The following is a 23,605-nucleotide window of genomic DNA, read 5'->3' on the forward strand; positions in this document are numbered from 1 at the left end:
GGCGCGGGTGGGGGGCGTCTGCCGGGGGGTGGGGGGCCCGGGGCCGGGGCGCGCCGCCCCCGGGGACCCCGGGAAGACGACGGTCAGCCTGCGGAGGGCAGGTTCAGCAGGACGTCCGTGTACTTCAGGACGGCCAGGATCAGCCCGATGACGCCGAGCGCGACGCCGCCCCACGCGACCGACTTGATCCAGGGGGCCTGCGGCCTGCCCGGGGCGCCGAACGCGGGGCGCGCCAGCACCACGACGCCGACGATCAGCGCGACCAGGGCGAAGACGCCGCCCCACAGGGCCTCGGCCTGCCAGGCGTTGCCGTAGCCCTTCTGGAGCAGTGTGGCGACGTTGGACGACGAGGAGGTCTGGAGCTGGCCGAGCAGCGACTCGCGGGCGGACGCGATGCTGCCGACCCAGCTTCCGCTCAGCGCGACGACGCCCAGCCCGGCGGAGACGACGGCGCCCGCGCCCTGGCCGACCCCGGTGGGGCCCTCCTGGCCGGCGTCCGCGGCGTCGGCCGCGTCCGCGTCCGTGTCGTCGGCCGCGGCGCCCTCGGCCGCGGTGGTGTCACCCTCCGCGGGCGTGTCTCCGGCGTCCTCGTCGCGCGCCGCCTCGTCCACCTCGTCCGCCTTGCGCTGATCCGTCTTCACGGCGGTCTCGTCCACTGTCTTCGTTCCCATGCCCCGCACCGTACGGACGCTCTCTGAGAGGTCCCTTAATGATCGCTGTGAGAGCCGTGCCCACGTGCCGTGCGCCACTCGGGCGCCAGCACCGACCACACCTCCACGTCCTGCCGCACTCCCCGGTGGACGGAGCTCTCGCGCAGGACGCCCTCGCGGGTCATGCCGAGCCGGCGGGCGGCGTTGACGCTCGGGGTGTTCGCGGTCGACGCGTGCCATTCCACGCGGTGCATGCCGCGCTCGCCGAACGCCCAGTCGATCAGGACGCGGGCGCCACGCGTGACCAGGCCGCGTCCGGTGCCGGCGGGCTCCAGCCAGCAGCCGATCTCGCAGACGCCGGTCGCCGCGTCGAAGACCCGGAAGAGCAGGCCGCCGACGAGTGTGCCGTCCAGCCACAGTCCGTGCAGGAAGCCGCTGTCGGCGGCGCGCCGGTCGGCGTAGCCCTGGAGCAGTGCCCGGGCGGATTCCACGTCGGTGGCCTTCGCGCCGAAGGGGATGTGCTGGGTGATGAAGTCCCGGCCCCGGTCGAGGTGGGCCAGGAACTCCTCGGCGTGCCAGGGCTCCAGGGGGCGCAGTTCGGCCCCGTCGTCACCCAGTGGTATCGCGTACATCCGGTTGCCGTTCCTCCTCCGCAAGGACGTCCGCCACGTCGGCGTCCGTCGCCGCGGCCAGCCTCTCATGGGCGGTCCGGCACTCGGGCGGCTCGATGCTGAGGCGGGGCAGGAGCCGGTCCAGGCCGCGCGGGAGCCACCAGTTGGCCCGGCCCAGCATGTGCATCAGGGCGGGCACGAGGAGTGTGCGCAGGACGAAGGCGTCCAGGGCGACGGCGGCGGCGAGCGCGATGCCGAACATGGCGATCACGCGGTCGCCGCTGAGGACGAAGGCGAGGAAGACGGAGATCATGATGACCGCGGCGGAGTTGATCACCCGGCTGGTCTCGGCGAGGCCGACGCGGACGGCCCGTCTGTTGTCGCCGGTCTCCAGCCACTCCTCGTACATGCGACTGACCAGGAAGACCTGGTAGTCCATGGAGAGCCCGAAGAGCACGGAGACCATGATCACGGGCAGGAAGGGCTCTATCGGGCCGGCGCTGCCGAGTCCGAGCAGTTCGCTGCCCCAGCCCCACTGGAAGATCGCCACCACGACCCCGAAGGAGGCTGCCACGGCGGCCACGTTCATCGCCGCGGCCTTGAGGGGGATGCCGACGGACCGGAAGGCCAGCAGGAGCAGGACGCAGCCGAGGCCGACGACGACGCCGACGAACAGCGGCAGCTTGCCGACGATGACGTCGGCGAAGTCGTCGTAGCCCGCCGTGACGCCGCCGACGTGCACGTCGAGCGAGGTGCCGGCCTCGGCGCGCGGCAGCACCTCGGAGCGCAGCCGCTCGACGAGGTCGCTGGTCCTCTCGGACTGCGGTGCGGACTCGGGGACGACGGTGAGGTACGCGGTGTCGCCGCCGGAGTTGTAGGTCACCGGTGTCACCGAGGCGACGCCCTCGGTGGTGCGCAGGGAGGCGTCGAGGTTGTCCAGGACGAGCCGGTCCTCGGCACCCTTCACCTCGGTGACCAGGGTGAGGGGCCCGTTGACGCCGGGGCCGAAGCCGTCGGCGAGCAGGTCGTAGGCCTGGCGGGTGGTGGTGCCGCGGGGGTCGTTGCCCTGGTCGGAGGTGCCCAGGCGCAGGCCGAGGGTGGGCAGGGCGAGGACCGTGATGACGACCAGGGCGAAGGCGCCGAGCAGCTTGGGGTGGCGCTCGACGAAGGCCGACCAGCGGGCGGCGAACCCCGTGGGCAGTTCGGGTTCGGGCCCGTGCTCGGCGAGCCGGCGCCGCTCGCGCCGGCTCAGGGCGCGCGGGCCGATGTACGACAGCAGGGCCGGCAGCAGAGTGACGGACGCGGCGACGGTCAGGACGACGGTCACCGACGCGGCGACGGCGACGCCGTTGAGGAAGTTCAGCCGGAGGATCAGCATGCCGAGCAGGGCTATGCACACCGTGGCGCCCGCGAAGACGACGGCGCGTCCCGTGGTCGTGACGGCGTTCTCGGCGGCCTCGGCGACGGTGAGTCCCCGCTTCAGGCCGCGCCGGTGCCGGGTCACGATGAACAGGGCGTAGTCGATGCCGACGCCGAGCCCGATCAGGGTCCCGAGCATGGGCGCGAAGTCGGCGACGGTCATGACGTGGCCGAGCAGGGTGATGCCCGCGTAGGCCGTGCCGACGGAGACCAGCGCGGTGGCGAGGGGGAGCAGCGACGCGGCGAGGGAGCCGAAGGCGAGGAACAGCACGACCGCGGCGACGGCCACGCCGACGGCCTCGGCGAGGTGGCCGCCGCCGGCCTCGGTGAGCGCGACGGCGCTGCCGCCCAGTTCGACCTGGAGCCCGTCGGTCTCGGCGGCCTTGGCGGTGTCGACGACCGCCCGCGCCTCGGCGGGGTCGACGTCCTGGGAGGCGGCGTCGAAGGTGACGACGGCGTACGCGGTGCGGGCGTCCGCGCTGATCAGGCCGGAGTCGCGGCCGTGGTACGGGTTGGTCACCGAGGCGACCCCGGGCAGATGGGCTATCCGGTCCAGGGTCCCGCTCATGGTCTGTTCGACGTCGGCGGCGCGGACCGTGCCCGACGTGGTGTGCCACACGACGGTGTCGCTGTCGCCGTCGCTCCCCGGGAAGCCCGACTCCATCAGCCGGAAGGCCCGGTCGGAACCGGTGCCGGACACCCCGTAGTCGTTGGAGTACGCGGAACCGGCGGCGGCGGCGCCCGCGGCGACCCCGCCGAAGGCGAGGAGCCAGAGCAGTACGGCGACGAGGCGGCGCTGGACACACCAGCGTGCAAGGGCTGCCACGAACGTGCTCCCAGGGGTGTCTGATTGTGGATCTTTGTCCGGGAACAGTCGTTCACGACATGAACAGCCCGCAAAGAACGCATGAGCAATGCGAAGTCACTCTTTCAGCCAGAAGTGATCATTTGCGGACTTCGTGTCCTTATTCACAGCCGCCGGGGGAAGTTCACAGGCCGGCCGGCCGGGAGCCGCCGGGTGCGCCGCCGGAAAACCGGGTGCGCACCGGGGCGGGCCCCGCTATGCATGGCGGCCTATGGACGAACCCGCGCACCCCGCGCTCACCCACCCCGCGTATCCGCGCAGCAACCGCTACGACACGCGCTGGATCATCGAGCACCAGATGGGCCCTCATCCACTGTGGCTGCTGGAATGGCTGGCCCCGGCACTCGGCCTCGACGACCTGCCGCCCGGTGCCCGGGTGCTGGACCTGGGCTGCGGGCGGGCGCTCACCTCGGTCTTCCTGGCCCGGGAGTACGACGTCCGCGTCACCGCCGCCGACCTGTGGATCCGGCCCGACGAGAACGCCGCCCGCCTCGCCGAGGCGGGCGTCGCGGACCGGGTGCTGCCGGTGCGCGCCGAGGCGCACGACCTCCCGTTCGGCGAGGGCACGTTCGACGCGGTCGTCAGCATCGACGCCTACCAGTACTTCGGCACGGATGACCTCTACCTGCCCACGGTCACACGGCTGCTGAAGCCCGGCGGGCGGATCGGCGTGGTCGTCCCGGCGCTGCGGGAGGAGCCGGAGGGCGTCGAGCCGCCGGAGCATCTGAAGCCGTACTGGGACCCGGGCTTCTGGGCGTTCCACTCCCCCGCCTGGTGGCGCCGGCACTGGACGCGCAGCGGCGCCGTGGAGGTCGAGGCCGCCGACTGGCAGCCGGACGGCTGGCGGGACTGGCTGCGGTGGAGCGAGGTCTGCGCCGAGGAGAGCCCGAGCGCGTTCATGGCGGGGATGGCGCGGGACTCGGTGGAACTGCTGCGCGCCGACGAGGGACGCGCGCTGGGCTTCGCGCGGGTCGTGGGGCGCCGTACGCCGTGACGCGCCGAGGGGGCGCACCGTGTGCCGGTGCGCCCCCCTGGGCGATGAGAGAGCGTGCGTCAGCCCTCGACGCCGAGCTTCTGCAGGATCAGCTCCTTGACGCGGGCCGCGTCCGCCTGGCCGCGGGTCGCCTTCATGACCGCGCCGACCAGGGCGCCGGCCGCGGCGACCTTGCCGCCGCGGATCTTGTCCGCGATGCCCGGGTTGCCGGCGATGGCCTCGTCGACGGCGGCGGTCAGCGCGCCCTCGTCGGAGACGACCTTCAGGCCGCGCTTGTCGACGACCTCGTCCGGGGTGCCCTCTCCGGCGAGGACACCCTCGATGACCTGGCGGGCCAGCTTGTCGTTGAGGTCGCCCTTCCTGACCAGCTCGGTGACCCGTGCGACCTGCTCCGGCGTGATCGCCAGCCCGTCGAGCGACGTGCCCGACTCGTTGGCGCTGCGGGCCAGCTCGCCCATCCACCACTTGCGGGCGGAGGCGGCGTCGGCGCCGGCCTCGATCGTGGCGACGATCGGGTCCAGCGCGCCGGCGTTGAGGATCGCCTGCATGTCGGTGCCGGAGATGCCCCACTCCTCGCGGAGCCGGTTGCGGCGCACCAGCGGCAGTTCGGGCAGGGCGGAGCGGATCTCCTCGACCCAGTCGCGGGACGGGGCGACCGGCACGAGGTCGGGCTCCGGGAAGTACCGGTAGTCCTCGGCCTCCTCCTTCACCCGGCCCGAGGTCGTGGACCCCGTGTCCTCGTGGAAGTGGCGGGTCTCCTGGATGATCGTGCCGCCGCCGCTCAGGACCGCGGCGTGCCGCTGGATCTCGAAGCGGGCCGCGCGCTCCACGGACCGCAGCGAGTTGACGTTCTTCGTCTCCGAGCGGGTGCCGAACTTCTCCTGGCCGTGCGGGCGCAGCGACAGGTTCACGTCGCAGCGCATCTGGCCCATCTCCATCCGGGCCTCGGACACGCCGAGGGCGCGGATGACCTCGCGCAGCTCGCGGACGTAGGCCCGCGCGACCTCGGGGGCGCGCTCGCCCGCTCCCTCGATCGGCTTGGTGACGATCTCGATGAGCGGGATGCCGGCGCGGTTGTAGTCCAGCAGGGAGTGGGACGCGCCGTGGATGCGGCCGGTGGCGCCGCCGACGTGGGTCGACTTGCCGGTGTCCTCCTCCATGTGGGCGCGCTCGATCTGCACGCGGAAGGTCTCGCCGTCCTCCAGTTGCACGTCGAGGTAGCCGTCGAAGGCGATCGGCTCGTCGTACTGGGAGGTCTGGAAGTTCTTCGGCATGTCCGGATAGAAGTAGTTCTTCCGGGCGAAGCGGCACCATTCGGCGATCTCGCAGTTCAGCGCGAGGCCGATCTTGATCGCGGACTCGACGCCGGTCGCGTTGACGACCGGGAGCGCGCCGGGCATGCCGAGGCAGACCGGGCAGGTCTGGGTGTTCGGGTCGGCGCCGAGCGCGGTCGAACAGCCGCAGAACATCTTGGTCCGGGTGCCGAGTTCGACATGGACCTCGAGGCCCATGACGGGGTCGTACGACGCCAGCGCGTCCTCGTACGACACCAGGTCGGTCGTGGTGGTCACGGTGAAACTTCCCTCTCAGCCCAGCAGGACGTCGTCGTCGCCCAGCCGCTTCAGCTCGCGGTAGAGGATGGCGAGGCCGGTGACGATGGCGGCGGCGGACACGGCCGCGTCGATCAGGCGCAGCGTGTCGCTCTCGTTGCGGGCGAGCTTCGCCTGCTTGGCGACGCTGACGGCGCCGAACGCGGTGGTGGCCATGGACAGGTACAGGCCGGACTTGGACTTCTTGAAGCCCTTGGCCTTCGACAGTGCCTTGCTCACAGCGACGGAGCCTCCTCCAGCAGCGGGTGCCCCCACCTTTCCACGAAGGCGGCCTCGACGGCGGCACCGACCTTGTAGAGCCGGTCGTCCTTCAGGGCGGGAGCGATGATCTGCAGGCCGACCGGGAGGTTGTCCTCCGGGGCGAGACCGCAGGGCAGGGACATGGCCGCGTTGCCCGCCAGGTTGGTCGGGATCGTGCACAGGTCGGCCAGGTACATCGCCATCGGGTCGTCGGCACGCTCGCCGATCGCGAAGGCGGTGGTCGGGGTCGTCGGGGAGACGATCACGTCGACCTGCTCGAACGCCTTCTCGAAGTCCCGCGTGATCAGGGTGCGGACCTTCTGGGCGCTGCCGTAGTACGCGTCGTAATAGCCGGAGCTCAGGGCGTACGTGCCGAGCATGATGCGGCGCTTGACCTCGGGGCCGAAGCCGGCCTCGCGGGTCAGGGAGGTGACCTCCTCGGCGGAGTGCGTGCCGTCGTCGCCGGTCCGCAGGCCGTAGCGCAGGCCGTCGAAGCGGGCGAGGTTGGAGGAGCACTCCGAGGGGGCGATCAGGTAGTACGCGGAGAGCGCCAGGTCGAAGGACGGGCAGTCCAGCTCGACGATCTCGGCGCCGAGCTCCTTGAGCAGCTCGACGGACTCGTCGAAGCGCTGGATGACGCCGGCCTGGTAGCCCTCGCCGCGGAACTGCTTGACGACGCCGACGCGCATGCCCTCGACGCTGCCGTTGCGGGCGGCCTCGACGACCGGCGGGACGGGGGCGTCGATGGAGGTGGAGTCCAGCGGGTCGTGCCCGGCGATCACCTCGTGCAGCAGGGCCGCGTCCAGGACCGTGCGGGCGCAGGGGCCGCCCTGGTCGAGGGAGGAGGAGAAGGCGACCATGCCGTACCGGGAGACCGCGCCGTACGTCGGCTTGACGCCGACCGTGCCGGTGACGGCCGCGGGCTGGCGGATGGAGCCGCCGGTGTCGGTGCCGATGGCGAGCGGGGCCTCGTAGGAGGCGAGCGCCGCGGAGGAGCCGCCGCCGGAGCCACCGGGGATCTTGGTGAGGTCCCAGGGGTTGCCGGTCGGGCCGTAGGCACTGTTCTCGGTGGAGGACCCCATGGCGAACTCGTCCATGTTGGTCTTGCCGAGGATGACGACGTCGGCGTCCTTCAGGCGCTTGGTGAGCGTCGCGTCGTACGGCGGGATCCAGCCCTCGAGGATCTTCGAGCCGACGGTGGTCGGGATGCCCTCGGTGGTGAAGATGTCCTTGAGCGCGAGGGGGACGCCGGCCAGCGGGCCGAGCTTCTCGCCGCGCTCGCGCTTCTCGTCCACGGCACGGGCCTGGGCGAGGGCGCCCTCGCGGTCGACGTGCAGGAAGGCGTGCACCTTCTCGTCGACGGCCTCGATGCGGGCCAGGTGGGCCTCGGTGACCTCGACCGCGGTCAGCTCGCCGGACGCGATCTTCGCGGCGATCTCCGCGGCGGTGAGCTTGATGATGTCGCTCATGGCGGTTACTCCTCCCCCAGGATCTGCGGCACCTTGAAACGCTGCTGCTCCTGGGCCGGGGCGCCGGAGAGCGCCTGCTCGGGCGTGAGCGACGGACGGACCTCGTCCGGCCGCATGACGTTCGTCAGCGGGAGCGGGTGCGAGGTCGGCGGTACGTCTTGGTCGGCGACCTCGCTGACGCGGGCGACCGCGCCGATGATGTCGTCAAGCTGTCCCGCGAAGTGCTCGAGCTCTTCGGGCTTCAGCTCCAGACGCGCCAGCCGGGCGAGGTGGGCGACCTCCTCGCGCGTGATGCCAGGCATGCAGCGTTCCTCTGGGGTGAGTGTGTGCGGTTCGGGCCAATCGGTTCGCGCCCAATCCTATGGGTCCGGGGCCCGTGGCCGTTAAACGGTTTGCCCGGGGCGGCTCACGACCGGTGCGCGTCCCGGGCCGGGCTGCTCAGGAAGTGGCGGTCGTAGCGGTCCTGGGCGTCCTCGATGCTCCGGGCCGGGACCTCGCCGAGGCGGATGCGCCACAGGTGGCGGAAGTACTCGAAGCGCTCGACACCCGGCGTGAGGGCGATGAGCAGATCGGCGTCGGCCCCGGGCACGGCGGCGAAGGCGTGCGGCCTGCCGGGCGGGACGACGACGAGGTCGCCGGGGCCGGCGGTGACGACGTCGTCGCCGCAGAGGACGTCGGCGGCGCCGTCGAGCGGGAAGAACATCTCGGCGCCGCGGTCGTGCCGGTGCGGCCTGGCTCCCTCGGCGCCCGCGGTGAGGGTGACGCGCTGGGTGGACAGGGCGCCGCCGGTCGCGCCGCTGTCGGTCGGCAGGCGCACGGTGACCGGCGCCCGGCCGACGACCTCGGCACCGGCCTCGCGGACGATCACGGTCTCGTCGAACTCCGGGACGAACAGCGACACGGGCGGACCTCCTGACAGCGACGGGACGTGCTGCGGGAGCCGCCCCCGGACCGCGCGGAGCGGCCCCGCGGCGATCAGGACGACGGCCGCGGTGGCGCATGGTCGTCGGGGCACGGCCCTCGCACTCCCGTGGCGCGGCACCCATGACCGTGTCCCCCGGGCCCCGGGGCCACGCACGGACGATCAGTCCTCGGCGGACACCGGCGGGGCCGGCCCCGCCGGGCCGGACGTGCCGTCCCGCGGTCCCGCGGTCGTCAGGCAGCTCCCGGCGGCCGCCGTCACTCGTCGGTGGCCGCCGCGGGAAGGGCTGCGGCGGGCCGGACCCAGCCGCGTGAACCCCGGGCACGCAGCCAGGCCGTCGTCTCCTCGGGCGGCATCGCCGCCGCGACCAGCCAGCCCTGTACGGCGTCGCAGCGCAGGTCGCGCAGGCGCTCCCAGGTCTCGTCGTCCTCGACGCCCTCGGCGACGACCAGCAGGCCGAGGGAGTGCGCGAGGTCGACGGTGCAGCGCACGATCTCGGCGTCCTCGGTGTCGACGGCCAGCCGGGCCACGAACGAGCGGTCGATCTTGAGTTCGCTGACCGGGAGCCGGCGCAGGTGGACGAGGGAGGAGTAGCCGGTGCCGAAGTCGTCCAGGGACATCTTCACGCCGTGCGCGGTCAGTGCGGCGAGGGTGTCGGCGGCGCGCTGCGGGTCCTCCAGCAGGACGTGTTCCGTGATCTCCAGTTGGAGCGCTCCCGCCGGGACACCGTGCCGGGCCAGGCGCGCGGCCACCGAGCCCGCGAAGCCGGGGGTGTGGACGTCGCGCGGGGAGACGTTAACCGCGACCGGCACGAACAGGCCCTGGGAGCGCCAGCGGGCGACCTGCCCGAGCGCCGTCTCCAGCACGTACTCCGTCAGGTGGGGCATCAGCCCGGAGGACTCGGCGATCGCTATGAACTCGTCCGGCGGCACCCTGCCGCGCTCCGGGTGCACCCAGCGCACCAGTGCCTCCAGGCCGGCCACCTGACCGTCGAAGCGCACCTTGGGCTGGTAGTGGAGCTGCACCTCGTGGGCGTCCAGGGCGCGGCGCAGATCGCCCAGCAGCCCGAGCCGGTCGGGGGTGTTGGAGTCGCGCTTGGACTCGTAGACCTCCACGCCCGTGCGGTCCCGCTTCGCCTGGTACATCGCCACGTCCGCCCGGCGCAGGAGCCCTTCGGCGTCCGCCGCGTGGTCGGGGAAGACGGCGACGCCGGCGCTGGCCTCCAGGACGAGGGTGAGGCCGTCCAGGTCGAGCGGGGAGCTGAGGGCGGTGACGAGACCGCGGGCGAGGCGGGTCGCCGAGGTGGTGGAGTCGGCGACGGGCAGCAGCACGGCGAACTCGTCGCCGCCCAGCCGCGCGGCCTCCGCTCCGCGCGGCAGTGCCAGCCGCAGCCGGTCGGCGGTCTGCAGCAGCAGTCGGTCGCCGGCGAGGTGTCCGAGGGTGTCGTTGACCGACCGGAAGCGGTCGAGGTCGATCAGCATGAGGGCCGAGCGGGCGCCGAGGCGTTCGGCGTCGTCCAGCGCGGCCCAGGTCCGCTCCAGCAGCCACTGCCGGTTGGGCAGTCCGGTGAGCGGGTCGCGGAGCTGCTCCTCCGCCCGGGCGCGGGCGATCCACAGGGTGGAGTCGAGGGCGATCAGCGGGATGGAGAACAGCGGCAGCAGCGGCGGCTTGGCGACGGCGACCACGCAGATCAGCGGCGCGATGCCGAGCAGCGCCACGGCGACCAGTCCGTGCCGGACCAGGGTGGTGCGGGCGACGGTGGACAGTGCGGCGCGCGGGGTGTGCAGGTACCACAGCAGTCCGCGGGTCACGGCGAGGTGGGCGACCGCGACGAGGACCACCTTGGGCGCGGCGTACACCGTCCAGGTCTGCGGGTCCCAGGGCTGTTCCACCGACGGGACGGAGCCGCAGACGCCGAGCAGGAGGGCTCCGGCGGCGATGCCGAGGATGTCGACCGCGCCGTGCAGGACGCCCTGCCGCCAGTGGCCCCGGCGGGCGACGCCGACCAGGACGACGACGGTGAGGCTGACCAGGCCGGCCGGGATCCAGCCGTAGAGCAGCAGGACGGCGAGGGTGAGGGCGGCGCCCGAGCCGGTGCCGCCCCACCAGCGGGAGCGGCCGAGCATGACCAGGTGGCCGACGACGATGCCGGTCAGCACGGCGAGGGACCAGCCGGGGGTCCCGGACGGGAAGAGGGCGCGGCCGTCGGTGAACGCCCCGTGGAATCCGGCGCCGAGGACGCAGCCGGCCACCGCGACGACGGCCGCGGGCAACACGGGCCGGGACGGGGGCCGTTCGCCGCCGGCGCCGTGCGGCGCGGGGACGCGGCGGCTGCCCGGCGGCGCGGTGCCCGGGGCGTCCGCCGCGGGGTGCCGCACGCCACCACCGCGCTGCCCGAGCCACCGGCTCACGTGCCACGTCGCCACCAGGTGACGCGGACGCAGCCGTGAGCCCGCGGCGGCGCTCTCGGTCGGTTCCATTCCCGTCCCTCTCACGGCCGGCGGTGCCCACGCCGCGCGGTCCGACGCCCGACGACCCCTCAACGGCTCCGCGTTGGAGAACCCTTCCCCCTGTTCCTTGGGGCAGGGGGATGCCCCCGGCCGCAGCGGGGCACGGCGGGCGCACCCCTCAACAGTAGGCTGCGGAAGGCTTCCAGGGGCACCGGTCGCCGACGGTTGCCCGAATGCGCCCCGGCCACCCGTATGCATCTGGTATGCGCCGAACAGGTGTCCTTCAACCGCTATTACTCGGCCGAAAGCGCGGAGTCCGCCGCGGCCTCGGGTCCTTCCTCCAGCAGGACGGTGAATCCGGCCTCGTCCAGGACCGGCACCTTGAGCTGCATCGCCTTGTCGTACTTGGAACCGGGGTTGTCCCCGACCACGACGAACGACGTCTTCTTGGAGACCGATCCGGTCACCTTGGCGCCCCGGCTCTGGAGGGCGTCCTTGGCCCCGTCGCGGGTGAAGTTCTCCAGGGTGCCGGTGACGACGACGGTGAGGCCCTCGAGTGGGCGCGGCCCCTCGTCCTCGCCGCTCGACCGCTCCTCCAGCGGGACTCCGGCGGCCTTCCACTTCCGGACGATCTCGCGGTGCCAGTCCTCGGCGAACCACTCCTTGAGGGAGGCGGCGATGATGGGGCCGACGCCGTCGGTGTTCGCCAACTCCTCCTCGGTGGCCTGCTCGATGCGGTCGACGGAGCGGAACTCGCGGGCGAGGGCCTGGGCGGCGACGGGGCCCACGTGCCGGATGGAGAGCCCGTTGAGGAAGCGGGCGAGCGGCCGGGTCTTGGCCTCCTCGATGTTCCTCAGCAGGGCGAGGGTGTTCTTCTTCGGCTCGCCCTCCTTGTTGGCGAAGACCGTGACGATCTTGTCCTCGCCGGTCTTGGGGTCGCGCCGGGGCAGCCCGCTGTCCGGGTCGAGGACGTACGCCTTGATGGGGAGCAGCTTCTCGACGGTGAGGTCGAAGAGGTCGCCCTCGTCGACGAGCGGGGGGTCGGCCGGTTCCAGCGGGCGGGTGAGCGCGGCGGCGACGACCCCGCCGAAGTGCTCGATGTCCAGGCACTCGCGGCCGGCGAGATAGGTGACGCGCTCCCTCAACTGGGCCGGGCAGGTGCGGGCGTTGGGGCAGCGCAGGTCGATGTCGCCCTCCTTCATGGCGCGCAGCGGCGTCCCGCACTCGGGGCACTCGGCGGGCATGACGAACTCCCGCTCGGTGCCGTCCCGCAGGTCGACGACCGGGCCGAGGATCTCCGGGATGACGTCGCCCGCCTTGCGCAGCACCACGGTGTCGCCGATGAGCACGCCCTTGGCCTTGACGACCTCCTGGTTGTGCAGGGTGGCGAACTCCACCTCGCTGCCCGCGACGGTGACCGGCTGGACCTGGGCGTAGGGGGTGACGCGGCCGGTGCGTCCGACGCCCACCTTGATGTCGATGAGCTTGGTGTTGACCTCTTCGGGCGCGTACTTGTAGGCGATGGCCCAGCGCGGGGCGCGTGCGGTGGAGCCGAGGCGCCCCTGCAGGCGGATCTCGTCCAGCTTGACGACGACGCCGTCGATCTCGTGCGCCACGGAGTGCCGGTTCTCGCCGTAGTGGGCGATGAACTCCCGTACGCCGCCGAGGCCGTCGACGACCCTGTTGTGCGGGGAGGTGGGCAGTCCCCAGGTCTTCAGGAGGTCGTACGCCTGGGAGAGGCGGGTCATGCCCGTGTAGCCCTCCAGGGCGCCGATGCCGTGGACGACCATGTGCAGCGGGCGGGTGGCGGTGACGCGCGGGTCCTTCTGGCGCAGCGAACCCGCCGCCGCGTTGCGCGGGTTGGCGAAGGGCTTGTCGCCGGCCTCGACCAGGCGGGCGTTGAGCTCCTGGAACTTCTCCATCGGGAAGTAGACCTCGCCGCGGATCTCCACGAGGTCGGGGACCTTCTCACCGGCGAGGCGCTCGGGGATCTCGGCGATGGTGCGGACGTTGGGCGTGATGTCCTCGCCGGTGCGGCCGTCGCCGCGGGTGGCCGCGCGGACCAGCCGGCCGCGCTCGTAGGTGAGGTTGACGGCCAGTCCGTCGACCTTCAGCTCGCACAGGAAGTGGTACTCCTGCTCGCCCAGCTCCTTGGCGATGCGCTCGGTCCAGGCGGCGAGTTCGTCGTCGTTGAAGGTGTTGTCGAGGGAGAGCATGCGCGAGCGGTGCTCGACCGCCGTGAACTCCGTCTCGTAGGAACCGGCGACCTTCTGGGTCGGCGAGTCCGGGGTGCGCAGCTCCGGATACTCCTCCTCCAGGGCCTCCAGGGAACGCAGCAGCCGGTCGAAGTCCGCGTCGCTGATGACGGGGGCGTCCTTCACGTAGTACCGGAAGCGGTGTTCCTCGATCTGCTCAGCGAGCTGCACGTGCTTCTCGCGTGCCTCGGCGGGCACACTCGTCGTCTCCGCCTGCTTGTCGCCGGCCACCGTGTCGTCCTCCCGTTACTCTGGGTTGTCCGCGAGGGATCTCGCCGCCCTGACGCAGTGGGCGAGGGCCCGGCGGGCGTACTCGGGGGACGCGCCCGCGAGTCCGCACGACGGGGTGATGGTGACCGCCTCCGCGAGAAGCCCCGGATGCAGCCCCAGCCTGCGCCACAGCGTCCTGACACCCATGACGCTACCGGCAGGGTCTGACAATGGGCCGTCCGTCCCCGGCACGACACCGGCCAGCAGCCGGGTGCCGCCCTCCACGGCTTCCCCGATCGCGTCGTCGTCACGCTCGGTGAGGAGGGAGAAGTCGAAGGAGATCCCCGCGACGCCGGCCCGCCGCAGCAGGGCGAACGGGACGTCCGGTGCGCAGGAGTGGACGACGACCGGGCCGTCGGCGTGCGCCGCGACGAGGTCCCGCAGGGCCGCCTCGACGACCTGCCGGTCGACGGCCCGGTGGGTGCGGTAGCCGCTGGCGGTGCGCACCCGGCCGCGCAGCACGGCGGTGAGGGACGGTTCGTCGAGCTGGAGCACCACCCGGGCGCCGGGCACGCGGCGGGCGACCTCGGCGAGGTGCCGGCGCAGGCCCTCGGCGAGCGAGGCGGTCAGGTCGCGGCAGGCGCCGGCGTCGGAGAGGGCGGCCTCGCCGTTGCGCAGTTCCAGGGCGGCGGCCAGCGTCCAGGGGCCGACGGCCTGGACCTTCAGCGGGCCCTCGTAGCCCTGGGTGAACTCCTCCAGCGCGTCGAGGTCCTCGCCGAGCCAGGCCCGGGCCCGCTTGGTGTCGCGGCCCGGCCGGTCGCCGAGCCGCCAGCCGCTGGGCTCCACGCGCGCGTACAGCTCGACGAGCATGCCGGCGCTGCGGCCGATCATGTCGGCGCCGGGGCCGCGGGCGGGCAGCTCGGGCAGGAAGGGGAAGTCCTCGAAGGTGCCGGTTGCGGTCTTGACGGCCTCGCGCGCGTCCTGGCCCGGCAGGGAGCCGATGCCGGTGGCGGGGCCGAGGTGGAGGTTGTCGTTCACAGGGGAAGCGTACGCAGGGGCGGCCGGGGCGGTTCGGCCCCCGCCGCCCTTCCCGGGAACTACCGCCCCGGACGCACCGTCAGGTCGTTGACCTCCGCGTCCCTCGGCAGGTCCAGGGCCATGAGGATCGTCGTGGCGACCGACTCGGGGTCGATCCACTTCGACGCGTCGTACTCCTTGCCCTCCTGCCGGTGGACCTTGGCCTGCATGGGGCTGGCGGTCCGGCCCGGGTAGACGGAGGTGACGCGGACGCCGCCCGCGTGCTCCTCCTGGCGCAGGGAGTCCGCGAGGGCCTTGAGGCCGTGCTTGGAGGCGGCGTACGCGGACCAGCCGGCGTGCGCGTTCAGCCCGGAACCGGAGTTCACGAAGACCACGTGGCCCTGGGCGACGCGGAGCTGCGGCAGGAAGAGGCGGGTCAGCTCGGCGGGGGCGGCCAGGTTGACGTTGAGCTGGTGGCGCCACGTCTTCGGGGTGAGGTCGCCGACCGGGCCGAGGTCGACCACGCCCGCGATGTGCAGCAGCGAGTCCACCCGGTCGGGGAGCGTCTGGTGCGAGAAGGCCCAGGAGAGCTTGTCCGGGTCCGCCAGGTCGCCGACCAGGGTCTTCGCGCCGGGGTAGGCGGCCGCCAGTTCCTTGGCGCGGCCCGCGTCGCGCGCGTGCAGCCAGACCTCGTCGCCGCGCTCGTGCAGGCGGCGGGTCACGGCCGCGCCGATACCGGAGCCGGCCCCGGTGATCACATGTGTAGCCATGCCCGCCATGCTCGCATCACTGGATGCCGCGGCTCTCCTCGAGGTAGGCCAGCGCGCCGGCCGGCTCCTCGGCGAAGAACACCAGCTCGGTCAGGGGGCGGGGCAGGAAGCCCTCGTCCTCCATCCGGCGGAACTGCTCCCGCAGTCCGTCGTAGAAGCCCGCCGTGTTGAGCAGGACGACCGGCTTGTCCGTGTGCCCGTGCTTCTTCAGCTCCAGGATCTCCGTCGCCTCGTCGAGGGTGCCGGTGCCGCCCACCATGATCACCACGGCGTCGGCCTTCTCCAGCAGCAGCCGCTTGCGCTCGGCGAGGTCCTTGGCGATCACCATCTCGTCGGCGCCGGCGCGCGCCTTGGCCGCCAGGAAGTCCACGGAGACGCCCATGAGCCTTCCTCCGGCCTCCTGGACGCCGTCGGCGACGACCTTCATCAGCCCGGTGTCCGAACCGCCCCACACGAGCGTGTGGCCGCCCTTGCCGAGCAGGGTGCCGAACTCCTTCGCGGGCCGCGTGTAGCGCTCGTCGAGGTCGGCGGCGGAGAGGAAGACGCAGATGTTCATGGCACCACCGTACGGTGGCGCGCCGCCGGGGAAGAACACGGCTCCGGGGCACGCTGTAGGCAGTGACGTGGGCCATTCGAGGAGGGACGACCGTGACGAAGGGTCATCGCATCACCGTCGAGCCGAGCGACCGCCACGTGCGCGTGGTGCGCGACGGGCGGGTGCTGGCGGAGAGCGACGGGGCACTGGTGCTGCGCGAGACGGGCTGCCCCGACCGCTACTACATCCCGCCCGGCGACGTGCGCCTCGACCTGCTGGCACCGTCGGGCACGCACACGCACTGCCCGTTCAAGGGCGACGCGTCCTACTGGTCCCTGCCGGACGCGAAGGATCTCGTCTGGGCGTATCCGGACCCGAAGCCGGAGGTGGCGCAGATCAAGGATCACCTGTGTTTCTACGACGTCGAGGTGTCCTGAGCGGTTAATCGCGCACCGTAAGGCAATCTGCACAAGCATGGACAAGAAGACCCTTTCGCGCGACGGCACGCGTATCGCCTACGAACGGACCGGGCAGGGGCCGGTCGTCGTCCTGGTCAGTGGTGCCATGTCCACGGGGGCCACGCTGGCGCCGCTGGCCGCGGAGCTGACCGGGCGTTTCGACGTCACCGTGTACGACCGCCGGGGGCGCGGGGAGAGCGGGGACACGCCGCCCTACGCGGTGGAGCGCGAGGTCGAGGACCTGGCGGCGCTCGTCGAGGCGCTCGGCGGTGAGGCGTCGCTGTACGGCATCTCGTCGGGCGGCGCGCTGGTGCTGCGGGCGGCGGCGAGCGGGCTGCCGGTGCGGCGGGTCGCCGTGTACGAGGTGCCGTACGCCATGGACGACGAGGCCGCGCGGACCCGCGCCGAGTACACGCGGCGGCTCGGCGAGGCCCTCGGGCAGGGGCGGCGCGGGGACGCGGTGGAGCTGTTCCTGCGGCTGACCGGCCTGGGCGAGGAGGTCATCCGGGGTGCCCGCCAGTCGCCGATGTGGGCCGGCATGGAGTCGGTCGCGCCGAGCCTCGCGCACGACGACGCCGTGATGGGCGACGGCAGGCTGCCGCGGTCCCGGCTGGCGAGGATCACCGCCCCGGTGCTGTCCCTGGCGGGCGACGCGGGCGACGCCTGGATGCGCGAGGCGGCCCGGGCCGTCGCCGACGCCGTGCCCGAGGGCGCCTACCGCACCCTGGCGGGCCAGAGCCACATGGTGGAGCCGGGCGTGCTGGCGCCGGTGCTCACGGAGTTCTTCGGCGGGTGAGGCGGGGGCCGCTCAGGCGGCGCCCGCCGTCGCGCGCACGGTCGACGCGATCGTCGCCGAGCCCACCACGCGCGTGCCGTCGTACAGCACAATCGCCTGACCGGGGGCGACGCCGCGCACCGGCTCGGTGAACGACACCCGCAGCGTGCCGTCGACCGGTTCGGCGCTGACCTCGGTCTCGCCGCCGTGGGCACGGAGCTGGGCGGTGTAGGTGCCGGGGCCCGTCGGGGCGGCGCCGCACCAGCGGGGCTTGATCGCGGTGAGCGCGGTGACGTCCAGGGCCTCGGCCGGACCGACCGTGACGGTGTTGTTCACCGGGGAGATGTCGAGGACGTAGCGGGGCTTGCCGTCGGCCGCCGGGGTGCCGATGCGCAGGCCCTTGCGCTGGCCGATGGTGAAGCCGTACGCGCCCTCGTGGGTGCCGAGCCGGTTGCCCGCCTCGTCGACGATGTCGCCCTCCGCCCGGCCGAGGCGGTCGGCGAGGAAGCCCCGGGTGTCGCCGTCGGCGATGAAGCAGATGTCGTGCGAGTCGGGCTTCTTGGCGACGGCCAGCCCCCTGCGCTCCGCCTCGGCGCGGATCTCGTCCTTGGTGGTGACCGTGTCGCCGAGCGGGAACATGGCGTGCGCGAGCTGCCGGTCGTCGAGCACGCCGAGGACGTAGGACTGGTCCTTGGCCATGTCGGAGGCGCGGTGCAGTTCGCGGGTGCCGTCCTCGCGCAGGACCACCTTCGCGTAGTGGCCGGTGCACACCGCGTCGAAGCCGAGCGCGAGCGCCTTGTCGAGGAGCGCGGCGAACTTGATCTTCTCGTTGCAGCGCAGGCACGGGTTCGGGGTGCGCCCGGCCTCGTACTCGGCGACGAAGTCCTCGACGACGTCCTCGCGGAAGCGGTCGGCGAGGTCCCAGACGTAGAAGGGGATGCCGATGACGTCCGCGGCGCGGCGGGCGTCCCGGGAGTCCTCGATGGTGCAGCAGCCCCGCGCGCCCGTGCGGAAGGACTGCGGGTTCGCGGAGAGCGCCAGGTGGACGCCGGTCACGTCGTGCCCCGCCTCGGCCGCGCGGGCGGCGGCCACGGCGGAGTCGACGCCGCCCGACATGGCGGCGAGGACGCGGAGGGGACGGGTGCGCTGCGGGATGTCAGTCATAGCCCCTCCAGGGTACGGGGGCACGGGAACCGGAGCGCCCGAGTATGCGTTGAAGATCGCATGGGGGCGAAGAGCGGGTCCACGGGCGGAGCCGGGGACGGCGACCGGCGCATCGGTCGCCGGGCGCTGCTCGTCGGCGGGACGGCGGCCGCGCTGGGCACGGCCGTGCTGGCGCGCGACGAGCTGGCGCGGCTGTGGTGGCGCACGCCCGGCGTGGAGAAGCCGCGCGAGGAGGGCGCCGTGGACTACGCGGGCGCCCGGTGGGTGGCGGCGTCGGACGCCAACTGGCGGCGCGCCGACCGGCCCGACGACTTCGGCATCGACATGGTGATCGTCCATGTCACGCAGGGCAGTTTCGCCAGCGCCGTGAAGGCCTTCCAGGACCCCGGCCACAAGGCCGCCACGCACTACATCGTGGGCCAGGACGGGCACGTCACGCAGATGATCCGCGAGCTGGACGTGGCGTACCACGCGGGCAACCGGGACTACAACGAGCGCAGTGTCGGCATCGAGCACGAGGGTTTCGTGGACCGGCCGCGGGACTTCACGGCCGCGATGTACGCGGCGTCGGCCCGGCTGACGGCGGGCATCTGCGCGCGGTACGGCATACCCGTCGACCGCGAGCACATCATCGGCCACGTGGAGGTGCCGGGCACCGACCACACCGATCCGGGCCCGCACTGGGACTGGGACCGGTACATGAGGCTGGTCCGGCGGGCGGTCACGAGCGGGACCACGGGCGGACCGTCGTCCGCTCCCCGGTCCGCGCGGCCGAGCGGCACCGGCGTCTGACAGCCGTCCGCGGCGGCCTCCGCTCCCGGCCGCTACGTCAGCCCCGCCGCCCGTGCGCGTTCCACCGCCGGGCCGATCGCCTTGGCCAGTGCCTCGACGTCGTCCCGCGTGGAGGTGTGGCCGAGGGAGAAGCGCAGGGTGCCGCGGGCCAGGTCCGGGTCCGTGCCCGTGGCCAGCAGGACGTGGCTGGGCTGGGCGACACCGGCGGTGCAGGCGGAGCCGGTGGAGCACTCGATGCCCTGGGCGTCGAGCAGCAGGAGGAGGGAGTCGCCCTCGCAGCCGGGGAAGGTGAAGTGGGCGTTGGCCGGCAGCCGGTCCACCGGGTCGCCGCCGAGGATCGCGTCGGGGACCGCCGTACGGACGGCGTCGACCAGCTCGTCGCGCAGGGCGCCGATCTCGCGGGCGAACCACTCGCGCTGCTCGGCCGCGCGACGCCCGGCGACCGCGAAGGAGGCGACGGCGGGCACGTCGAGGGTGCCGGAGCGTACGTGGCGTTCCTGGCCGCCGCCGTGCAGGACGGGTACGGGGCTGTACTCGCGGCCCAGCAGCAGGGCGCCGATGCCGTAGGGGCCGCCGATCTTGTGGCCGGAAACCGTCATCGCGGCGAGCCCGGAGGCGGCGAAGTCCACCGGGAGCTGCCCGACGGCCTGCACCGCGTCGGCGTGCAGCGGGACCTCGAACTCGGCGGCCACGTCGGCGAGTTCCCGCACCGGCATGACGGTGCCGATCTCGTTGTTGGCCCACATCACGGTGGCGAGGGCGACGTCGCCGGGGTCGCGGGCGAGGGCCTCGCGCAGCGCCTCGGGGTGGACGCGGCCGTACGCGTCGACCGGCAGGTACTCGACGGTCGCCCCCTCGTGCTCGCCGAGCCAGTGGACGGCGTCGAGCACGGCGTGGTGTTCGACGGGGCTGGCCAGGACCCGGGTGCGGGCCGGGTCGGCGTCGCGGCGGGCCCAGTACAGGCCCTTGACGGCGAGGTTGTCGGCCTCGGTACCGCCGGAGGTGAGGACGACCTCGCTGGGGCGGGCGCCGAGGGCTTCGGCGAGGGTCTCGCGGGCCTCCTCGACGGTGCGCCGCGCGCGGCGGCCGGACGCGTGGAGGGAGGAGGCGTTGCCGGTGGCGCCCAGGTGCGCGGTGAGTGCCTCGACCGCCTCGGGGAGCATCGGGGTGGTCGCGGCGTGGTCGAGGTAAGCCATGGTGAGGCCGATTCTACGGGGCGGCCCCGGCCCGCCTCGGATCAAGGCCGGTCCCTTCCGGGAACCGGCAGCCGCCGCCCGGTGTTCCGGAACGCGCCCCTCCGGCGGTGGACGGCGGCCCGTCGGGCGGTCGGCGGCGGTCGACGCCGGTCCTCCGGCGGTCGGCGACCGCCCGTCCGGCGGTTCCGCCCCGGCCGTCCGGCCGTCGGCGCCCTGGTCGGCGGTCCGGAACCGGCCTGTCCGGCAGGCCGCTCACAGGCTCCAGGACATCGTGTTGTCCGCGGACATGAACGCCGCCAGGACCACCAGGTCGGCGACGCCCAGGCCGAGGCCGAGCAGGGCGCGGCCGCGGCGTGCGGTGCCCCGCCACAGGGCGACGCCCGCCAGCGCGATGGCGACGGGCCCCAGGAAGACGTTGAGGACGAGCAGGCCGAGCAGCCCGAGGACGAAGGACGCGACGGCCATGCCGTCGGTGTCCCGGACGCCGGTCCGGCGGCTGGCGGGTGCGGTGAGCTGCATGGCGTTCTCCTTACGGTGCGTCGGCGGCCGGCCTGTGCTGCAGCGGACCGGCGGAGGTCAGTGGGCGGAGGTGCGCCGATGGCGGCCGTGCCACTCGCGGATCGCGAAGACGCCGAGCCAGACCGCGATGACCAGGCCCACGGCGACGGAGAAGGTGAGCGGGGCGTGGGCGACGGTGCCCAGCACGGCGCCGAGGAGCAGCAGTGCGACGACGAGAAACAGCATGGAGCGGACCCCCAACTTCGGTGAACGCTTGTAGTTACAGTTGTTCACTGACTTCTCAGTCTAACGCGCCCCATGACTTTCCCATTCCGGAGAACAGTTGTTGACTGCATGGTATGAGTCACACCCTCGGCGCTCGGCAGGCGCAGAAGCTGAAGACGCGTCAGGCGCTGCTGGACGCGGCACTGGCGCTGCTGGAGGAGCAGAGCCTGAGCAGCCTGGGCCTGCGCGAGGTCACCCGCGCCGCGGGCGTCGCCCCGACCGCCTTCTACCGGCACTTCGGCTCCACGGCCGACCTCGGCGTGGCCCTCGTCGAGGAGGCGCTGGGCAGCCTGCACCCGATGATCCGGACGACGGTGGCCACGGCGGACGACAGCGAGGAACGCATCACGCGCGCCGTCGACCTGATCGCCCGTCATGTGGCGGAGTACCCCGCACACGTCCGTTTCATCGCACGGGAACGGCACGGCGGCGTCCAGCCGGTGCGCGAGGAGATACGGGAGCAGCTCACCCGGTTCGCCCGCGAGGTGAGGGACGAGCTGGCCGAGGACGCCGCGGCCGCCGGGTGGAGCGGCGACGACCTGCTGATGCTGGCGCATCTGTACGTCGACCAGATGCTGATCACCGCCTCGCTGTTCCTGGAGGCGCTGGACGCCCCGGAGGCGGAGCGCGAACGCGTCACCCGGCTGGCGACCCGGCAGTTGCGGCTGATCAGCGTCGGCCGCCGGCACTGGCTGGACTGACGGGGCGGCGGGGCGCCCGCCGAGGCGGTGACGCCGGCCGCGAGGGCGCGGCGTCACCGCGGGGGTCAGCCCAGCCGCACGCGGGCGAGCTGGCGGGACTGGGCGACCAGGCGGTCCGCGCTGTCCCAGACCTCGGCGTCCTCCTCGAGGAAGCCTCCGGCGAGGTTGCGTGTGGTGATGGAGACCCGCAGGGGGCCCGGCGCGGGGCGGCAGCGCACGTGCACGGTCAGCTCGACCGTCGGCACCCAGCCCTTCAGGCCCAGCTCGAAGGCGGTCGGCGGCAGCGCGTCCACCGCGAGGAGCAGCGAGAGGGGGTCGGCGTCGCGGCCGTCGGCCAGCCCGAACCAGGCCCGCATCTCCCCCTTGCCCGAGGGCTGCCCGAGGGCCCAGCCCAGGGTGGCGGGGTCCAGCTTGAGCATCAGCCGGTCGGCGATGGCGGAGCTGCCCTCGACGGGCGCGGGGCCGTCCTCGGGGCCGAAGCACTGTTCCATGGGTGGGATCACCGGCGGCTTCGCCGAGGTGCGGACGTCGTCCGGCAGCGCGTCCAGGTCGCCGTAGGAGGCGAGGACGCGGATGCGCTCGACCTCGTTGCCCTCGTCGTCGTACTGGAAGAGGGAGGCCTGGCCGGTCGAGAGCGTGCGGCCGGTGCGCACGGTCTCGGTGCGCACGACCGCCGGGCCGGGCTGGGAGGCGGTGAGGTAGTGCGCCGAGACGGTGAAGGGGTCCGGGTGCGGCAGGGCGTCGCCGAGGGCGCGGCCCAGGACCGCCAGCAGATAGCCGCCGTTGACGGCGTTGATGATCGTCCATCCGGCGGAGAGGTCGATGTCGTAGACGCCGGGGGAGCGCCGCGTCACGCTGGTGTCGCGGTCGAACTCACTGTCGCCGATGGCGGCCCGGGTGGCCGGTGCGGAGGCTGCTTCTGGCATGGCTGCACGCTACAACAGGAAACTACTAAGCGGTAGCTTTTATCGCGGACCCCGCTCCGGCTCCGCCCTTCCTCACTCCCCCTCGACGACCGTCGAGCGCCGGTTCCAGGCACGCGGGGCCCGCCAGTGGAAGCGCATCGCCAGCAGGCGCAGCACGAAGGCGGTGACCACGGCGAGGCCGCTGGTGAGCGGGTTCAGCGCCTCGAAGCGGATGCACAGGGCGACCGTGGCGGCGCCGACGATGGCCGGGACGGCGTACAGGTCGCGGTCCCAGCGCAGCAGCGACGGCACCTCGTTGGCCAGCACGTCGCGCAGCACACCGCCGCCCACCGCGGTGGCCAGGCCCAGACAGGCGGAGGCGGTCAGGCCCAGTCCGTAGTCGTACGCCTTCGTCGTGCCGGCGACGCAGAACAGGCCGAGGCCGGCCGCGTCGAACACGTTGACGCCGGTCTGGAGGCGCTCGACGTGGGGGTGGAGGAAGAAGACCAGCACGGTGGCGAGCAGGGGGGTGAGGAAGTACCCCAGGTCCGTGAACGCCGCGGGCGGCACCGCCCCGATGATCAGGTCCCGGAACAGCCCGCCGCCCAGCGCGGTGACCTCGGCCAGCACCGCCATGCCGAAGACGTCGAAGTTCTTGCGGACGGCCAGCAGGGCGCCGGAGATGGCGAAGACGAAGATGCCGATCAGGTCCAGCGTGTGCTGCACGGTGGGGCTGAAGAGTTGCTCGTACACCCTGCCATTCTCACCTGCCGGTGAGTCCCCGCCTTACAAACGAAGGCGGGGACTCACCGGT

At 73.0% G+C, this 23,605-nt stretch carries 24 protein-coding genes; 5 read left to right on the plus strand and 19 right to left on the minus strand.

Annotated features, from left to right (window positions below):
- Positions 1-83 precede the first annotated feature (83 nt).
- Genes ACH499_RS20745 through ACH499_RS20755 form a run of 3 tightly spaced genes read right to left on the minus strand, consistent with a single transcriptional unit; the run spans position 84 to position 3,506 of the window.
- On the minus strand, positions 84-671 hold the full coding sequence (locus tag ACH499_RS20745) for a hypothetical protein (protein ID WP_356205597.1): 588 nt from the start codon (positions 669-671) through the stop codon (positions 84-86).
- A 35-nt stretch (positions 672-706) separates the two neighbouring features.
- Complete coding sequence (locus ACH499_RS20750) at positions 707-1,282, minus strand: GNAT family protein (protein WP_356205598.1); 576 nt, start codon at positions 1,280-1,282, stop codon at positions 707-709.
- Entirely contained in the window at positions 1,260-3,506 is a 2,247-nt protein-coding gene (locus ACH499_RS20755; RefSeq protein WP_399017430.1) for an MMPL family transporter, read from the minus strand. Before ACH499_RS20755 ends, ACH499_RS20750 begins: the two co-directional genes overlap by 23 nt.
- Before the next feature lie 250 nt (positions 3,507-3,756).
- On the opposite strand from ACH499_RS20755, the gene ACH499_RS20760 reads away from it, so the two are divergent.
- Positions 3,757-4,539, plus strand: a complete 783-nt coding sequence (locus ACH499_RS20760; RefSeq protein WP_399017432.1) for an SAM-dependent methyltransferase — start codon at positions 3,757-3,759, stop codon at positions 4,537-4,539.
- Between the two features lie 59 nt (positions 4,540-4,598).
- Here the strand turns inward: ACH499_RS20760 and gatB are convergent, their stop codons facing one another.
- The 10 genes from gatB to ACH499_RS20810 form a co-directional block, all read right to left on the minus strand.
- Positions 4,599-6,110 carry an Asp-tRNA(Asn)/Glu-tRNA(Gln) amidotransferase subunit GatB gene (gene gatB, locus ACH499_RS20765; protein WP_356205601.1) on the minus strand — a complete coding sequence of 504 codons (1,512 nt, stop codon included), beginning with the start codon at positions 6,108-6,110 and terminating at the stop codon, positions 4,599-4,601.
- Positions 6,111-6,125: 15 nt separating this feature from the next.
- Complete coding sequence (locus tag ACH499_RS20770; protein ID WP_356205602.1) at positions 6,126-6,368, minus strand: hypothetical protein; 243 nt, start codon at positions 6,366-6,368, stop codon at positions 6,126-6,128.
- Positions 6,365-7,858 (minus strand): Asp-tRNA(Asn)/Glu-tRNA(Gln) amidotransferase subunit GatA, encoded by a 1,494-nt coding sequence (gene gatA / locus ACH499_RS20775; RefSeq protein ID WP_399017435.1) that lies wholly within the window; start codon positions 7,856-7,858, stop codon positions 6,365-6,367. The genes ACH499_RS20770 and gatA overlap by 4 nt, the downstream gene beginning before the upstream one ends.
- A 5-nt stretch (positions 7,859-7,863) precedes the next feature.
- Positions 7,864-8,160, minus strand: coding sequence for an Asp-tRNA(Asn)/Glu-tRNA(Gln) amidotransferase subunit GatC (gene gatC, locus ACH499_RS20780; RefSeq protein WP_003973500.1), 297 nt, complete (start codon positions 8,158-8,160; stop codon positions 7,864-7,866).
- A gap of 104 nt (positions 8,161-8,264) precedes the next feature.
- Entirely contained in the window at positions 8,265-8,759 is a 495-nt protein-coding gene (locus ACH499_RS20785; protein WP_399017437.1) for a cupin domain-containing protein, read from the minus strand.
- Positions 8,760-9,037: 278 nt separating this feature from the next.
- Positions 9,038-11,260 (minus strand): bifunctional diguanylate cyclase/phosphodiesterase, encoded by a 2,223-nt coding sequence (locus ACH499_RS20790; RefSeq protein WP_356205605.1) that lies wholly within the window; start codon positions 11,258-11,260, stop codon positions 9,038-9,040.
- A gap of 263 nt (positions 11,261-11,523) precedes the next feature.
- A complete protein-coding gene (gene ligA / locus ACH499_RS20795) occupies positions 11,524-13,716 on the minus strand; it encodes an NAD-dependent DNA ligase LigA (protein ID WP_399017439.1) in 2,193 nt (730 codons plus the stop codon).
- Between the two features lie 15 nt (positions 13,717-13,731).
- Entirely contained in the window at positions 13,732-14,733 is a 1,002-nt protein-coding gene (locus ACH499_RS20800) for a methionine synthase (RefSeq protein ID WP_356205607.1), read from the minus strand.
- Positions 14,734-14,792: 59 nt separating this feature from the next.
- Positions 14,793-15,482 (minus strand): SDR family oxidoreductase, encoded by a 690-nt coding sequence (locus tag ACH499_RS20805; RefSeq protein WP_356205608.1) that lies wholly within the window; start codon positions 15,480-15,482, stop codon positions 14,793-14,795.
- A gap of 16 nt (positions 15,483-15,498) precedes the next feature.
- The gene (locus ACH499_RS20810) at positions 15,499-16,038 is read right to left on the minus strand and encodes a TIGR00730 family Rossman fold protein (RefSeq protein ID WP_356205609.1); all 540 of its coding nucleotides are present in this window, start codon (positions 16,036-16,038) and stop codon (positions 15,499-15,501) included.
- Between the two features lie 92 nt (positions 16,039-16,130).
- Here ACH499_RS20810 and ACH499_RS20815 point away from each other — a divergent pair, with 92 nt between their 5' ends.
- Positions 16,131-16,454: a DUF427 domain-containing protein gene (locus ACH499_RS20815; RefSeq protein WP_356205610.1), complete on the plus strand. Its 324-nt coding sequence runs from the start codon at positions 16,131-16,133 to the stop codon at positions 16,452-16,454.
- Between the two features lie 37 nt (positions 16,455-16,491).
- A complete protein-coding gene (locus ACH499_RS20820; RefSeq protein ID WP_356205611.1) occupies positions 16,492-17,271 on the plus strand; it encodes an alpha/beta hydrolase in 780 nt (259 codons plus the stop codon).
- Positions 17,272-17,283: 12 nt separating this feature from the next.
- On the opposite strand, the gene mnmA is transcribed toward ACH499_RS20820, so the two are convergent.
- Positions 17,284-18,414 (minus strand): tRNA 2-thiouridine(34) synthase MnmA, encoded by a 1,131-nt coding sequence (mnmA, locus tag ACH499_RS20825; protein WP_356205612.1) that lies wholly within the window; start codon positions 18,412-18,414, stop codon positions 17,284-17,286.
- A gap of 60 nt (positions 18,415-18,474) precedes the next feature.
- Between mnmA and ACH499_RS20830 the strand changes: the two genes are divergently transcribed.
- A complete protein-coding gene (locus ACH499_RS20830) occupies positions 18,475-19,206 on the plus strand; it encodes an N-acetylmuramoyl-L-alanine amidase (RefSeq protein ID WP_399017442.1) in 732 nt (243 codons plus the stop codon).
- Between the two features lie 32 nt (positions 19,207-19,238).
- Here ACH499_RS20830 and ACH499_RS20835 read toward each other — a convergent pair whose 3' ends face one another.
- The 3 genes from ACH499_RS20835 to ACH499_RS20845 form a co-directional block, all read right to left on the minus strand.
- Positions 19,239-20,402 (minus strand): cysteine desulfurase family protein, encoded by a 1,164-nt coding sequence (locus tag ACH499_RS20835; RefSeq protein ID WP_356205614.1) that lies wholly within the window; start codon positions 20,400-20,402, stop codon positions 19,239-19,241.
- A gap of 252 nt (positions 20,403-20,654) precedes the next feature.
- Positions 20,655-20,921, minus strand: coding sequence for a DUF4190 domain-containing protein (locus ACH499_RS20840; protein WP_399017444.1), 267 nt, complete (start codon positions 20,919-20,921; stop codon positions 20,655-20,657).
- 57 nt (positions 20,922-20,978) lie between these two features.
- Complete coding sequence (locus tag ACH499_RS20845; protein WP_399017446.1) at positions 20,979-21,146, minus strand: hypothetical protein; 168 nt, start codon at positions 21,144-21,146, stop codon at positions 20,979-20,981.
- A 113-nt stretch (positions 21,147-21,259) separates the two neighbouring features.
- Here ACH499_RS20845 and ACH499_RS20850 point away from each other — a divergent pair, with 113 nt between their 5' ends.
- Positions 21,260-21,886: a TetR family transcriptional regulator gene (locus ACH499_RS20850; protein WP_399017448.1), complete on the plus strand. Its 627-nt coding sequence runs from the start codon at positions 21,260-21,262 to the stop codon at positions 21,884-21,886.
- Positions 21,887-21,951: 65 nt separating this feature from the next.
- Here ACH499_RS20850 and ACH499_RS20855 read toward each other — a convergent pair whose 3' ends face one another.
- Positions 21,952-22,812: a thioesterase family protein gene (locus ACH499_RS20855; protein ID WP_399017450.1), complete on the minus strand. Its 861-nt coding sequence runs from the start codon at positions 22,810-22,812 to the stop codon at positions 21,952-21,954.
- A 72-nt stretch (positions 22,813-22,884) separates the two neighbouring features.
- Entirely contained in the window at positions 22,885-23,544 is a 660-nt protein-coding gene (locus tag ACH499_RS20860) for a trimeric intracellular cation channel family protein (RefSeq protein ID WP_356205619.1), read from the minus strand.
- Positions 23,545-23,605 lie beyond the last annotated feature (61 nt).

Origin of the sequence: Streptomyces sp. NPDC018947 (assembly GCF_044390505.1) — a bacterium.
GTDB lineage: Bacteria > Actinomycetota > Actinomycetes > Streptomycetales > Streptomycetaceae > Streptomyces.

What these genes read in the sequence shown, in the direction of transcription:
- ACH499_RS20840 (WP_399017444.1), bottom strand. Translation starts at nt 20,921, where the DNA reads ATGCAGCTCACCGCACCCGCCAGCCGCCGGACCGGCGTCCGGGACACC.
- ACH499_RS20790 (WP_356205605.1), bottom strand. Translation starts at nt 11,260, where the DNA reads ATGGAACCGACCGAGAGCGCCGCCGCGGGCTCACGGCTGCGTCCGCGT.
- ACH499_RS20745 (WP_356205597.1), bottom strand. Translation starts at nt 671, where the DNA reads ATGGGAACGAAGACAGTGGACGAGACCGCCGTGAAGACGGATCAGCGC.
- ACH499_RS20810 (WP_356205609.1), bottom strand. Translation starts at nt 16,038, where the DNA reads ATGAACATCTGCGTCTTCCTCTCCGCCGCCGACCTCGACGAGCGCTAC.
- ACH499_RS20760 (WP_399017432.1), top strand. Translation starts at nt 3,757, where the DNA reads ATGGACGAACCCGCGCACCCCGCGCTCACCCACCCCGCGTATCCGCGC.
- ACH499_RS20850 (WP_399017448.1), top strand. Translation starts at nt 21,260, where the DNA reads ATGAGTCACACCCTCGGCGCTCGGCAGGCGCAGAAGCTGAAGACGCGT.
- ACH499_RS20830 (WP_399017442.1), top strand. Translation starts at nt 18,475, where the DNA reads ATGGGGGCGAAGAGCGGGTCCACGGGCGGAGCCGGGGACGGCGACCGG.
- ACH499_RS20855 (WP_399017450.1), bottom strand. Translation starts at nt 22,812, where the DNA reads ATGCCAGAAGCAGCCTCCGCACCGGCCACCCGGGCCGCCATCGGCGAC.
- mnmA (WP_356205612.1), bottom strand. Translation starts at nt 18,414, where the DNA reads ATGACTGACATCCCGCAGCGCACCCGTCCCCTCCGCGTCCTCGCCGCC.
- ACH499_RS20805 (WP_356205608.1), bottom strand. Translation starts at nt 15,482, where the DNA reads ATGGCTACACATGTGATCACCGGGGCCGGCTCCGGTATCGGCGCGGCC.
- ACH499_RS20845 (WP_399017446.1), bottom strand. Translation starts at nt 21,146, where the DNA reads ATGCTGTTTCTCGTCGTCGCACTGCTGCTCCTCGGCGCCGTGCTGGGC.
- gatA (WP_399017435.1), bottom strand. Translation starts at nt 7,858, where the DNA reads ATGAGCGACATCATCAAGCTCACCGCCGCGGAGATCGCCGCGAAGATC.
- gatC (WP_003973500.1), bottom strand. Translation starts at nt 8,160, where the DNA reads ATGCCTGGCATCACGCGCGAGGAGGTCGCCCACCTCGCCCGGCTGGCG.
- ACH499_RS20835 (WP_356205614.1), bottom strand. Translation starts at nt 20,402, where the DNA reads ATGGCTTACCTCGACCACGCCGCGACCACCCCGATGCTCCCCGAGGCG.
- ACH499_RS20820 (WP_356205611.1), top strand. Translation starts at nt 16,492, where the DNA reads ATGGACAAGAAGACCCTTTCGCGCGACGGCACGCGTATCGCCTACGAA.
- ACH499_RS20750 (WP_356205598.1), bottom strand. Translation starts at nt 1,282, where the DNA reads ATGTACGCGATACCACTGGGTGACGACGGGGCCGAACTGCGCCCCCTG.